Raw genomic sequence first — 12,833 nt, forward strand, 5'->3', positions numbered from 1 at the left:
CAACGTTCCATGGTCGGTTGCGGGTGGCGGTCTCGGCGCCGGATGCCGTCTGCCGCAGGATAGGGCCATACCGGGCAATGATCGAGGGGAGGGGCCATTATTTCCTGTCGCACTGCAGCAAGAAGGTTTTGACGCCTAACCCTCACAGGCACGTGACAGGGATTGATGGCGAGATCAGGAACGGCGAACGCCAGCCGCGATTCCTTGAACATCTTGCCCCGCAGAAGCTGTTTCCAGAATGCCTTTGTCGGTTCATGCCGATGAAGGTCCGGGGCCCTCAGGAGAATGAAGATGAAGAAGTTCGTGATCGCCAGTGCCGTCGCCGCGATGATCCTGCCCTCGCTGGCCTTTGCTCAGGAAGCCACGCCCGCCACGGGCATGCAGGGCATGTCGACGCCCGCGGCCAGCGACTACACCATCGAGATCAAGACCAATCTCGACGTCGCCACCGGGACCGACAACACCGACTCCAGCATGAACCGCAACACCGATCCCGCCGCCATCCAGCGGACGATCGATGCCAATCCGGGGCTTGCCGAAAAGCTGGCATCCGAGGGCGTGAAGATCGAGGATATCGGCAACCTGTCGGTGCAGCCGGGTGGCAAGGTCGTCGTCTACAAGTCCTGAGCCGCCTGAACGGCCGAACAGACCGTTTTAAGAAAAAACGCGCCCTTCGTAAGAGGGGCGCCTTTTTCGCGTCGGCTGGTGATGGTCGCGACGGCGCGTCAGTCGATGGTGACGGTCTTGACGTTGACGAACTCGTGGATGCCCTCGTGCGAGAGCTCCCGACCATAGCCGGAGTTCTTGATGCCGCCGAAGGGGAGGCGCTGGTCGGAGGCGGTCATCCGGTTGATGTAGGTGCCGCCGGCCTCCAACTCGCGGGCGAAGCGCTCCTGCTCGGCCGGCTCCTCGGTCCACGCCGAGCTCGACAGGCCGAAATCGCTGTCGTTGGCAAGCGCGATCGCCTCATCGATCGAAGTCACCTTGAAGAAGATCGCGACGGGACCGAACAGTTCCTCGCGGTAGGCCGGGGCGTTCTCCGGCACATCGGCGATGATCGAGGGCTGGTAGAAATAGCCGGGCCGGTCGACGGCGGCGCAGCCGGAGACGCGCTTGGCGCCCATCGACAGGCTCTTCTCCACCTGTCCGGCGATCTCGTCGCGGATCTTGGCGGTGGCGAGCGGCCCCATGTCCGTGCCGGGATCCATCGGGTCGCCCACCACCATGGCGTCGACCTTTGCGCGGTAGCGCTCGAGATAGTCGTCGTAGACGTCGGCATGGACGATAAAGCGCTTGGCGGCGATGCAGCTCTGGCCATTGTTCTGCATGCGGGCGCGCACGCCGACCTCGGTCGCCTTGGCAAGATCGGCCGAGGGCATGACGATGAACGGATCGGCGCCGCCCAGTTCAAGAACGGTCTTCTTCAAATGCGCGCCGCACTGTGCGGCGACGGCACGGCCGGCCGGCTCGCTGCCGGTCAGCGTCGCCGCCTTGATGCGGGGATCGGTGACGATCGATTCCACCTTGGAGCCGGCGACGACCAGCGTCTGGAACACGCCCGCGGGCGCGCCGGCATCGGTGAAGATCTTCTCGATCTCGAGCGCCGAGTGCGTGACGTTGGAGGCGTGCTTCAGGAGGCCGACATTGCCGGCCATGACGGCGGGGGCGGCAAAGCGGAACACCTGCCAGAACGGGAAATTCCACGGCATGATGGCGAGTACCGGGCCGAGCGGGCGGTACGCGACGAAGTTCTTCCCCGCCGGACCCTCGCGCAAGCTGTCGGCGAGGAAGCCCGTGGCGTTCTCGGCGTAGAAGCGGCAGCCGGCGGCGCATTTCTCGATCTCGGCCTTCGCCTCAGCGAGGCGCTTGCCCATCTCGGCGACGGCGATTTCCGCCAGACGGTCGCGGCGCTCGTCGAGGATGTCGGCGACCCGCAGGAGGAGAGCGGTGCGCTCGGCAAAGCGCGTCTGGCGCCAGTCGCGAAAGCCGTGCTCGGCCTTCGCCAGCGCTGCCTCGATCTGCTCCGGCGTGTGCTCGGCGTAGTCGGCGATCGTCTCGCCGGTGGCGGGGTTGATGCTGCGGGCCATGGCTGAAGCTTCCTTTCGGCGATGAATGCCGAAAGGGCTATGTCGCCGGGACAGGGCGCGTCAAGCCGCGCCTCTCCCCAAGGGGCGACCGCGCCCGATGCTGAAGCCGGGCGCGGAACTTGCCCGCCGGGCGATCAGTACTCGTTCTCGTAGAACACGCCGACCTCGCCGCCACCGGTGGCCGACACCGCACCACGGGCCTTCAGGCCCTTGCCGAGGTCGAGGTCGATTGACACCCGGCCGGTCGAGTCGACGCCGAGATAGGCGTTGTCGGTCAGGTACTTGCCGACGCCGACTGCGGTCTGCCCATCGGCATTGGTCTTGATGTCGAGATCGTCGACCCCGAGCTGGGCGCGCAGGTTCTCCAGAAGCCCGTTCGACCCGCCGACACCCGCAAGCTGCGAGGCGGCCTCGGCGAGCTGGGCAATCTGCAGCGGCGACAGGTTGGCGGTGCCTTGGCCGAAGATCAGCCGCGCCAGCACCTCGTCCTGCGGCAGCGCCGGGGTCGAGGAGAAGTTGAAGGCCGGATCATTGGCCGGGCCCGTGACGGCAACGCTGACCGTGACGCCGCCGCTGTCGGAGGTCGCGAGGAGATCGAGCGTCGGCAGGAGGTCGCCGGTGAAGGTCAGGCGGCCACGCTGGAAATCCAGACGGTTCGACAGGATGTTGAAGCGACCGCGCTCCAGTTCGAAGCCGCCGGTGATGCTCGGCGCCGACGCCGAGCCGGCGATCCGCACCGAACCACCAAGCTCGATGTCGAGGCCGCGGCCGCGCACGAACACCCGGCTGGGCGCGCTGAACGTCACGTCGAGCAGCAGGCCTGCGCTGGAGGAGGCGCCACTCGCCGCCTTCGGCTCGATCTTCTTGGCCTGTTCGAGCACTGCGCGGGGTGCGTTCTTGTGCTGCACCTGGATGCGGGCGAGCGAACTCGGCAGGCGCTCGGGCACCAGGACGTCGATGCCGGTGGCGTCGATCCGGCCGGCGAGCAGCGGGCTGCCGGTCAGCGGCCCGGTGATCGTCAGATTGGCGCCGAGCCGGGCGGCGATCAGCTCCCCGTCATTGTACCGGCCATTGGCCAGCTGGATGCGGATGTCGGCGGGAAAGCCGTTCGCAAGCCCCACCGTGCCGCCGATCGTGATGGTGCCGCCCGCCGCCAGCGAAGCCTGGAACGACCGGATGGTGGCCGTCTGCCCGCTGAGCACGATCGTCGCCGAGATACCGTTGACGGCGACGTTGGCGCCCGTGTCGGTGAAGCTTGCCCCCGACGTCGAGATCGTGCCGTTGACATCCGGCGCCGACGGCGTGCCGCGCACGGTGGCGTTCACCGCGACGGTCCCCTTCACCGAGCGGCCGCCCTCGGCGAGGATCCGGTTGGCGATGGCGAGCGGGACGGTGCCGTTCAGCGCCAGGTCGAGCTGTGGCGTCCCGGCGAGATTGACCGAGCCGCTGGCCTGGAAGGCAAGGCCGCTGCCGGAAAGACGGGCGTCGAGTCCGAGCAGCTTGTTGGCGAACCGGCCATTGGCGGTGATGTCGAGAGGACCGACACCGGCATCGCGCGTCTGGGCGATGCTGAGGCCGCCGGCCCTGAGGTCGTAGGTGACGTCCGGATTGGTCGCAGAGCCGGTGGCGCGGACGGTGCCGTTGATCGAGCCAGCCGGATCTATCCCGGGCGCTGCCGCTGCAGCGAGCGAAGCCGGCAGATCATCGATGGCAACGGTGAGGTCAAGGTTCTGCCCCGCCGTGCCGGTGACCGTCACTGTGCCGCCGCCGACGGTGATCCGCGCGGTCTCCAGCGCGACGCCGGCATTGCGGTAGGTGCCGCGTGCGATCGCATCGATCGCAGGCGCGCCAGCCTGCCGGGTCTGCGCGACGGAAACGTCGTTTGCCGCGATGTCGAAACGGGCGTCGGGGCTGGTCAGCGAGCCGGTGGCGGTGGCGGTGCCCGACAGCGTCCCTCGGGCGCCGAGGTCTGGGACGAAGCCGTTGGCGAGGCCGACCGGGAGCTTGTCGATCTTCACGTCGACGTCGAGCTGCTGGCCGATGCTGCCGGTCGCCGACAGCGAGCCCTCGCCGATTTCAGCGCGTGCCGTCTCCAAAGTCGCGGTGCCCGCGGCGTAGCGGCCGGCGACGTCGAGGTCGATCGGCGCGACGCCGGAGGCCTTCACCTGCGCCGCGGTGATGCCGGTGCCGGTGATCTTGAACGTTGCGGCGGGATCGGCGAGCGAGCCAGTCGCCTTGGCGCTGCCCGAGAGCGTGCCGGAGGCCTTGAGGTCTGGGACGAAGCCGTTGACGAGGGCGACCGGCAAGGCGTCGAGCACGACGTCGAGGTCGAGCGCCTGCCCGACGGTTCCGCTGGCGACGAGCGATGCCTTGCCGATGTCGGCGCGTGCTGTCCGGATCGTTGCGTTCCCGGCAGCATAGCTGCCGTCGACGTTGAGCGTGATCGGCTCGATCCCGGCGGCCTTCACCTGCGCGGCGGTGATGCCGGTGCCGGTCAGCTGGAAGCTGGCGTTCGGGTCGCTGAGCGAGCCGGTCGCCCGGACATTGCCGGACAGGGTGCCCGTTGCATTGAGGTTGGGCACGAACCCGTTGACGAGGCCGACCGGCAGCTTGTCAAGCGCGACCGTGAGGTCGAGGGCATCCCCCACGGTGCCGCTGGCGTTCAGCGATCCGTCGCCGACGAGGACGCGCGCGGTCTCGATCGTCGCGGTGCGCCCGGCGACGCGGCCGGCGACGTCGAGGCTGAGCGGTGCGATGCCGGACGCTGCGATCTGTTCGGCGGTGATGCCAGTGCCGGTGAGGTTGAACGTCGCGTTGGGGTCCTGAAGCGTTCCCGTTGCAGTGGCGGTGCCGGAGATCGTTCCGGAGGCCTTCAGGCCGGGCACGAAGCCGTTGGCAAGGCCGACCGGAACGCGGTTGAGGACGACGTCGAGGTCGAGCGCCTGCCCGACGCTGCCGCTAGCGGTCAGCGAGGCGTCGCCGAGATTGGCGACGGCGGTCTCGAGCGTCGCGGTGCCGTCGGCGAAGCTGCCGGCGAGCCGCAGCGTCATCGGCGGAATGCCGCCGGCCTTGACCTCGGCCGCGGTAATGCCGGTCCCGCTGATGTCGAACGTCGCCTGCGGGGCGGTGCGCGGTCCGGTCGCCGTCGCGGTGCCGGAGAGCGTGCCCGACGCCTTGAGGCCCGGCACGAAGCCGTTGACGAGGCCGACCGGCAGCTCGGTCATGCGGACGTCGAGGTCGAGCGTGTCGCCGGCGGTGCCGGAGGCCTCCAACAAGCCGTTGCCGACCGTCGCACGGGCCCGCTCCAGCGTCAGCAGGTTGCCGGCGAAGTTGCCGGCGACGTCGAGCTCGACCGGCGGCACGCCGCTGGCGGCAACCTCGGCTGCGGTGATGCCGGTGCCGGTGAGGGTAAAGCTTGCCGTCGGCGCCGCGACGGTGCCGCCGGCGCGGGCCGAGCCCGAGATGGTGCCGGAAGCGTTCAGCCCGTCGACGAAGCCGTTGGCCAGCGCCACCGGGACATTGTCGAGGTCGGCATTCACGGCGAGCGTGTCGCCGATCCGGCCGGACGCGGTGATCGAGCCGTCGCCGAGGTCGATGTTGGCGTTCTGGAGATCCAGCGTGCCACCGGCATACTGGCCGGCGGCCATGGCCTCGATGGGTTTCAGCCGGGCGGCGCGGGTCTGCGTCGTCTCGATGCCGGTCGCGGCGATCTCGAAGCGAGCCTCCGGATCGCTCGAGGGACCGTTGACGGCCGCATTGCCGGTGATCACGCCGGATGCGCCGAGGTTCGGCACGAATGGGTTGGCGACGGCGGCGGGGACCCTCGTGAGGCTTGCCGTCAGGTCGAGCGTCGCCCCGGCCGTGCCGGAGACGGCGACCGAACCGGCGCCGACGTTCAGCGTCAGCGCATCGAGCTTGGTGGTGCCGTCGGCGATCCAGACGGTCGCGCGCTTGGCGAGCGCGATCTCCGCGTCGGGGATGGCGGCGGTGAGACTGTCGAGGGCGACGATGGTCTCGGCGGCGGTAATCTGCGCCTGGCCGGACAGGCCGACCGGAATGCCGTTGGCGCGCGCCTTCGCATCGATCTGGGTGTAGTCGCCACGCCGGGCGAGATCGATCGCGGCCGTCTCGACGGTGGCGCCGCCGGCGACCAGCTTCTCGGCGCGGATCGTGCCGGCCGGGAAGGGGGCACCGAGATAGTCCTCGACCGCCAGCTTGACGCCGAGGCCGGTCAGCGTGTTGCCGCCGACGGCCAGGCTCGTCGAGAGGAGGTCGAGCGTGGCGACCGGAAACTCGCGCTCGTTGACCGACAGCTCAATCTTGCCGTTGAGATCGCCGGACATGCTCTGCAAGGCAAGGGCGGCCAGTGGGCCGACATCGCCCAGCGCGACATTGAGGCTTCCGACCGGCCCGGTCTTGCCGAGCAGGACCTCGCCGGTGACGTTGTTCGGTCCCTGGCGGATCTCGAGCCCCGAGAGGTTGATGTCGCCGGTGGGGAGGGTTTCGACCTTCGCATTGCCGGACAGCGGCGCGCCGTCGAGTTCGCCGGAGAGGGTGACGGTCCCGGACGGCGTGGCGGAGGCGATCTCGCCGCGCGCCTCGACCTTAAGGTTGGCAAGCTCGCGCCCGTTGACCTTGAGGCCCTGGCTGGTCAGCGAGATGTCGACGTCGGGCTGGGCCGAGGGACCGCGCGCGGTGAGGCCGAACTCGGCCTTGCCGGAGATCGCGGCGTCCTCGCCGGCCTTCGCGTCGAGGACGCCCTTGATGTCGGCGGTGATCTGGCCGGCCGCGAGCGCCGCGCCGCCCGTGACGGTCAGGCCCGTGCCGTTGATGGCGAGGGTGTCGGCGGCGAGGCCCTCGCCGGTCTGAACGACATGGCCGCCGACGGAGAGCCGGTCGCCGGCCAGCGGCACCAAGGCGGCCGAAAGGGCGAGCGTGTCGAAATCGCTGGAAAGCGTGAGGTCGAAGGTCGAGAAGTTGTAGGCGGCGCTGCCGGTGACCGCGGCATTGGCGACCTTGGTGGTGACCTTGCTCTGGCTGAGCGTCAGGCCATCGGCCGTCAGCGCGCCATCGGCGGCGATGCTGACCGGGCCCTTGAGGAATCGGTCGGCGACGCCGGCGGGCGCGGTCATCGAGGCGGCGGCGAGCTGAAGCTGCAGCGGCCCCTCGAGGCCCGACAGGTTGAAGCCCCGGGCGGTCGCGCTGGCCGAGACGTCCTTGCCAACATATTCGCCGAAGCCGGCCGTCGGCAGCTTGGCGGTGAGGTCGATATTGGCGGCGACAAGCGCGCCGGCGAGCTTGGCGTTGAGGCTGGTGACGTCGAGGACCGTCTGGCTCGGCGCCGTGCCGAAGCGTAGCGGCACCGTTCCGCCATCGCGCGCGGCAATGGCGACGTCGAGCGCGGTCTGCGGGCCGGCCCGGTCGAGCGTGCCGGTGACGTTCGCGCGGATCTGGCCGGAGGCGATCTGCGCCTGGTCGATGCCGATGACGCCGTCCGGTCGCAGCAACAGCTGCACGTCGAGATCGGCGCCGCCGTCGACATAGGCGCGGTAGGCGTCGGGCACGAAGCGCTCGGCGGCGACGTTGAGCGTCGCGGTAACGCGGCGCCCTTCCGGCTGGTCGGCGACGCGGGCGGTGAGCATCGCCGCGGACTCGCCGCCGACTGTGAGCTGGCCGTTGGCCATGAAGTCGGCGAGCGGGCCGCTGCCGTCGATCGTCAGCGCCACCGGCGGCGCGCCCGGCAGCTTCAGGAGGGTCGCGACCAGGCCGCCGGCGGGCTCGCTGGCATTCACCTTCACGGCCAGGCGGTTATCGGCCGGCGCGAAGGCGACGTTCGCCGCGATCGTGCCGGGTTGGTCGAGCCGCTCGATGTCGATATTGGCCTCGACATTAGTCGGGTCGTTCTCGAGCTTCAGGCGGGCATTGGCCGAGAGGCGCGCGCGCGTGCCGGCGATCGCCTCGCCGAGGATGATCTCCTGAATGGCGATCTTCTGGATGTCGGCGGTGATGTTCGGAAGGCCGGAGGACGGCTCGGCATTCGGATCGGCAGGGGCGCTTTCGGGCAGCCGCTCGAGGACGATCTGGCCGGCGGTCAGCGCCTCGACGTCGATGCGCGAGCGCACGACGGCGAGCGGCGACCAGTCCATCGCCAGATCCTTGGCGGTGAGGAACACGCCCTTCGGGTCCGAGACGGTGACGCTGTCGATCCTGAGATTGCCGGTCAAGGCGCCGCTGAGGCCGGTGATCTCGACCTTCATCGTGTCGGTCGAGATGAGGTTCTGGATCTGGTTGGCCAGGAACTGCTGCGCCGATGCCGGGCGCACGGAAGCCTGCGCGAGAAGGACGGTCAACAGCGCGACGGCACCAAGGCGGGCGAAGGCGGCAAAACGGGAAATGGGAAGAAGCCTCATCGTCAAAACGCCTGTCCGATGCCGGCATAGATCTGGTAGCTGGCGTCGCGCGAGCTCGGATCGAGCGGGATGCCGACATCGACCCGGATCGGCCCGAAGCCGGTGAGATAGCGGGCGCCAACGCCGACGCCGATCTTCATCTCGCCGAAGTCCGGCACGAGGTCGTTCGAGACGACGCCCGCATCGACGAAGGGGACGAGCTGGATCTTCTCGGTGATCCCGATGCGCACCTCGGCCGACGCCTCGAACAGCGACAGGCCGCCGGTCGGCGTGTCGTTGAAGTTGTTGTCGCCGCCCGGCCGGTCAACGTCCGGGAAGAACGGGCCGATGGTTTGGAACTGGTAGCCACGGACCGAGCCGCCGCCGCCGGCATAGAAGCGGCGATCGTTCGGGATGTCCTGGAGGTCGGCGCCGAAGATCGTGCCATAGGCGACGCGGCCGGCGAGAACGAAGCGGTCGCTCTGCGTCAGCGAGAGGTAGGTCGAGGCGTCGGCGCGCGTCTTCACGAAGGCGGTGCCCTCGTTGATCTCGTAGGACGGCTCGGCCATCAGCTTGGCGAAGAAGCCCGAGGTCGGGTTCAGTTTGTCGTCTCGGCCGTCATAGGTGTAGGTGATCGGCAGCGAGGCGATGATGAAGCTGGCATCGCCGAGATAATCGGTGATGTCCTCGTATTCGCCGCGGATCCGCGCCTCGATCGTCTGCGTCTTCGACAGCTTGTACTGGACGCCAGACGTCGCGGCGAAGGACTGGCGGTCATAGGCGAGCGGGTGCTCCGTCACCGCCTCGACCGAGCCGATATAGACCGAGTCCGGTCCGAGCACGCCCGGCTTCTTGAACACGGCCGCGAGCTTGTAGTCGAACTCGTCGGTCTGGCGGACGGTGTCGTCCAGCGCCGATGCGCCGATGCGCGACACCGCGGCGTCGATGCGCAGGCTCTCTGCCCGGCCGAACAGGTTGCGGTGGCCCCAGTAGCCGGAGACGCCAGCGCCCTCGGTGTTGGAATAGGTCGCGCCGACGCCGTAATAGCGGAACTTGCGCTCGCCGACCTCGACCTGCACCGGCAGCGTGCCGTCCTCGGCCTGCCCGCGGCCTTCCTTGACGGTGACGCTGGAGAAGACGTCGAGCCCGAGCAGCCGGTCGCGCGCGTCCGCCATGTCCTGCGGCGAGAAGATCTTCCCCTTCTCGATGCCGGTCATGTAGGCGATGAAGCCGGGGTCGACGTCCTTGTTGCCGTCGACATAGAGGTCGCCGAAAGGCACCGGGGCGCCCGGCGAGATCGCCAGCCGGTAGTCGAGCTTGCCGGTCGCACTGTCGGCGACGACGTCGCGGTCGGTGACGGCGACGAAGGGCCGGCCCTCGTTGCGCAGCGCCTCCAGCACCTTGGCTTCCTGAGAGAGGATCCGGGTCGATGCGGCGGACGAGCCGCCGGCAAGGTCGAAGCTCGCCGGATCGATCGGGACGCCGTTGGCGGTGATGTCGACCTTGCCGAGGGTGAAGGCCTGGCCGGGATCGACCATGATGGCGACCGGCACGGGCCGCGAGGTGTCGAACTCCGCGTCGGGCGCGAGGTCGTCGATGTTCTTGCCTTCGATCAGGACGGTGACGACGCCATCATAGCGGCCGTTCTCGTAAAGCGAGGCGACAAGGCGCTTGCGGTCGTTCTTCGCCTTGGCGAGGAGGCCAAGCGAGCCGGAGACCGGCTGGTCGACGTCGGCGACGAGCGTCGAGGCGGTATCGAGTTCGTCCTTCAGCCTTTCGACATCCGGCATCACGCCGAGCGTGACGGTATAGCGGATGGGATCGACGATCCCCTCGACGGCCTTGTCCTTCTTGCTCTCGAAGATCGTGATCCCGAAAATCTCCAGCGCCTGAGCAGGCGCTGCTGAGAAGGGGGCCACCATGCCGGCGCAGCCGAGTGCGAGGGCCATCGCCCGCGGTGCACGACGGCCGGCAGCGGAGAGCTTTCGCGAGGGAAAAGGCAGCTTCGGAAAGATCAAACGCACCTCGGACCTGTCACCGTCAACGCGCTTCGGGGAAGGCGACCGATGGCACCAGGCCGCGCCGATCCCCCGATGACGCCGGGTCTAACAAGCCGATAAAACATTAAATAACAACACATCTCGCTGGCGTGAGACTGACCATCACGTGATCCCGGCCATTCTGTAGCCGCATGTTGTGTGGCAGTCACAGCGGTGGACGGGAGAGGCGGCAGGCCTTGGCGCCCCGTACCTCCCACACGAAAACGCCCGGTTCGAGACCGAACCGGGCGCCCATCAAATGAACAGTTGCTCAGCCCTTAGAGCCGGCACTGGTGGGCACGGCCGTCATTGCCGATGAAGGTGTTCGAGCGGACGTCATAGGTACGGTAGCGGGCCGCGCAGGCGTCGATCCGGTTGTAGCCGCCGCGATAGACCGGCGCCGGACGGTAGGCACGGTTCACTGGGCCCTCGTTGACGATGTAACCGCCACGGCCGTAGTAGCCGTTGTCATAGGCGCGCGGAGCAGCAAGCGCTCCGCCGATCAGAGCGCCGACGCCGAGGCCAACGGCGCCCGCTGCCAGCGCGTCGCCATGCCCACGGTGATGGTAGCGGCGACCGCCGTCATAACCGCGGTAATAGCGGCGTCCGCCATCATAATAATCGCGACGGCCGCCGTCGTAGTAGCCGCGGTGATGGCGATAGTAGCCGTCCGCCGACGCAGGGGTCGCCGTTGCAAGAGTGCCGGTCACCAGCATCGCGACAGTGCCGAGCGCTGCGAAGAAGGTCTTCATGGCTTGCCTCAGAGTTGTAGGAGCGGACAGAGCCGCAAGAAAAGCGAGATAGAGTTTAATGCGCACTCCGGCACCAAGGTTCCGTTGGGACCGGCAGCGCTAAGCAAGTCCCGCAATCCGACGTCACCGCTCCTGTTGGCTTTGAAATGCCGGACTCGCACGCAGAAGTCACTGGTACGAACGAAGCGGGAACGCTACATCCCTGCCATGGCTGCACCGACCCTCATGCAAAAACTCGCGATCCTCAGCGACGCCGCAAAATACGATGCGTCCTGCGCGTCGAGCGGCACCACCAAGCGCGACAGCGCCAAGTCCGGCGGCATCGGATCGACCGAAGGGCATGGCATCTGCCACGCTTACGCCCCGGACGGCCGCTGCATTTCGCTGCTCAAGATTCTGATGACGAACTTCTGCGTCTATGACTGCATCTACTGCGTCAACCGCTCGTCCTCAAATGTCGCGCGGGCTCGCTTCAGCGTCGATGAAGTCGTGAAACTGACGATGGAGTTCTACAAGCGGAACTACATCGAGGGTCTCTTCCTCTCCTCCGGCATCATCAAGAACTCCGACCACACCATGGAGCAGATGGTGGAGATTGCCCGCAAGCTGCGGATGGTTGAGAATTTCGCCGGCTATATTCACCTGAAGACCATCCCGGACGCCGCGCCCCACCTGATCGAGCAGGCCGGGCTCTTCGCCGACCGCCTGTCGATCAACATCGAGCTGCCGACCGACCTCTCGCTTTCGGCGCTCGCGCCGGAAAAAGACGCGCGCGACATCCGCCGCTCGATGGGGCACCTGCGCGCCAAGATCGAGGAGCACAAGGGCGAGAAGAAGGACCGCGCCAAGCCGAAGAAGTTCTCGCCGTCCGGCCAGTCGACGCAGATGATTATCGGCGCCGACGCTTCCGACGACAACGACGTCCTCTCGCGCTCGGAGAATCTCTACGGCTCCTACCAGCTGAAGCGCGTCTACTACTCCGCCTTCTCGCCGATTCCCGATGCGTCGAGCCGCCTGCCACTGGCGCGTCCACCGCTGATCCGCGAGCACCGGCTATATCAAGCCGACTGGTTGATGCGCTTCTACGGCTTCGAGCGTGCGGAGATCGTGTCGGGCGGCGAGGATGGGATGCTGGATCTTGCCATCGACCCGAAGCTCGCCTGGGCGCTGAAGCACCGCGCGCGCTTTCCGGTGAACGTCAACCGTGCCGATCGCGAGATGCTGTTGCGTGTGCCGGGGCTTGGGACGAAGGCGGTCGCGCGCATCCTGACGACCCGGCGGCACCGGACGCTGCGGCTCGACGACGTCGCCAAGCTCTGCCAGTCGATCACCAAGGCGCGGCCGTTCATCGAGGCGCTGGACTGGACGCCGGGCGGCCTCACCGACAGCGCCGGATTGCGGGCGACCATGTCGCCGAAGCCGAAGGCGGAGCAGCTGTCGCTGTTCTGAGAGGGTTGGGGTGGTCATCGTCGCGGTGGTTCACCCCCCTCTGCCCTGCCGGGCATCTCCCCTTCAAGGAGGGAGATCAGTCGCCTAGGCCGCAGCTGCCGATCTCCCCACCCGAGG

General features: G+C 67.9%; 6 protein-coding genes. 2 read left to right on the plus strand and 4 right to left on the minus strand.

Annotated features, from left to right (window positions below):
• Positions 1–291 precede the first annotated feature (291 nt).
• Positions 292–627 carry a hypothetical protein gene (locus ACZLZY_RS04685; protein WP_472932277.1) on the plus strand — a complete coding sequence of 112 codons (336 nt, stop codon included), beginning with the start codon at positions 292–294 and terminating at the stop codon, positions 625–627.
• Positions 628–725: 98 nt separating this feature from the next.
• Here ACZLZY_RS04685 and ACZLZY_RS04690 read toward each other — a convergent pair whose 3' ends face one another.
• From ACZLZY_RS04690 to ACZLZY_RS04705, 4 genes are all read right to left on the minus strand, one after another.
• Entirely contained in the window at positions 726–2,087 is a 1,362-nt protein-coding gene (locus ACZLZY_RS04690) for an NAD-dependent succinate-semialdehyde dehydrogenase (RefSeq protein ID WP_472932278.1), read from the minus strand.
• A 134-nt stretch (positions 2,088–2,221) separates the two neighbouring features.
• Positions 2,222–8,497 carry a translocation/assembly module TamB domain-containing protein gene (locus ACZLZY_RS04695; protein ID WP_472932279.1) on the minus strand — a complete coding sequence of 2,092 codons (6,276 nt, stop codon included), beginning with the start codon at positions 8,495–8,497 and terminating at the stop codon, positions 2,222–2,224.
• 2 nt (positions 8,498–8,499) lie between these two features.
• Entirely contained in the window at positions 8,500–10,425 is a 1,926-nt protein-coding gene (locus tag ACZLZY_RS04700; RefSeq protein WP_472932280.1) for an autotransporter assembly complex protein TamA, read from the minus strand.
• Between the two features lie 368 nt (positions 10,426–10,793).
• Entirely contained in the window at positions 10,794–11,267 is a 474-nt protein-coding gene (locus ACZLZY_RS04705; protein ID WP_472932281.1) for a BA14K family protein, read from the minus strand.
• Positions 11,268–11,474: 207 nt separating this feature from the next.
• On the opposite strand from ACZLZY_RS04705, the gene ACZLZY_RS04710 reads away from it, so the two are divergent.
• Positions 11,475–12,716, plus strand: coding sequence for a putative DNA modification/repair radical SAM protein (locus ACZLZY_RS04710; RefSeq protein WP_472932282.1), 1,242 nt, complete (start codon positions 11,475–11,477; stop codon positions 12,714–12,716).
• Positions 12,717–12,833: the final 117 nt, after the last annotated feature.

The sequence above is a fragment of the Mesocryomonas lacus genome, assembly GCF_055730135.2.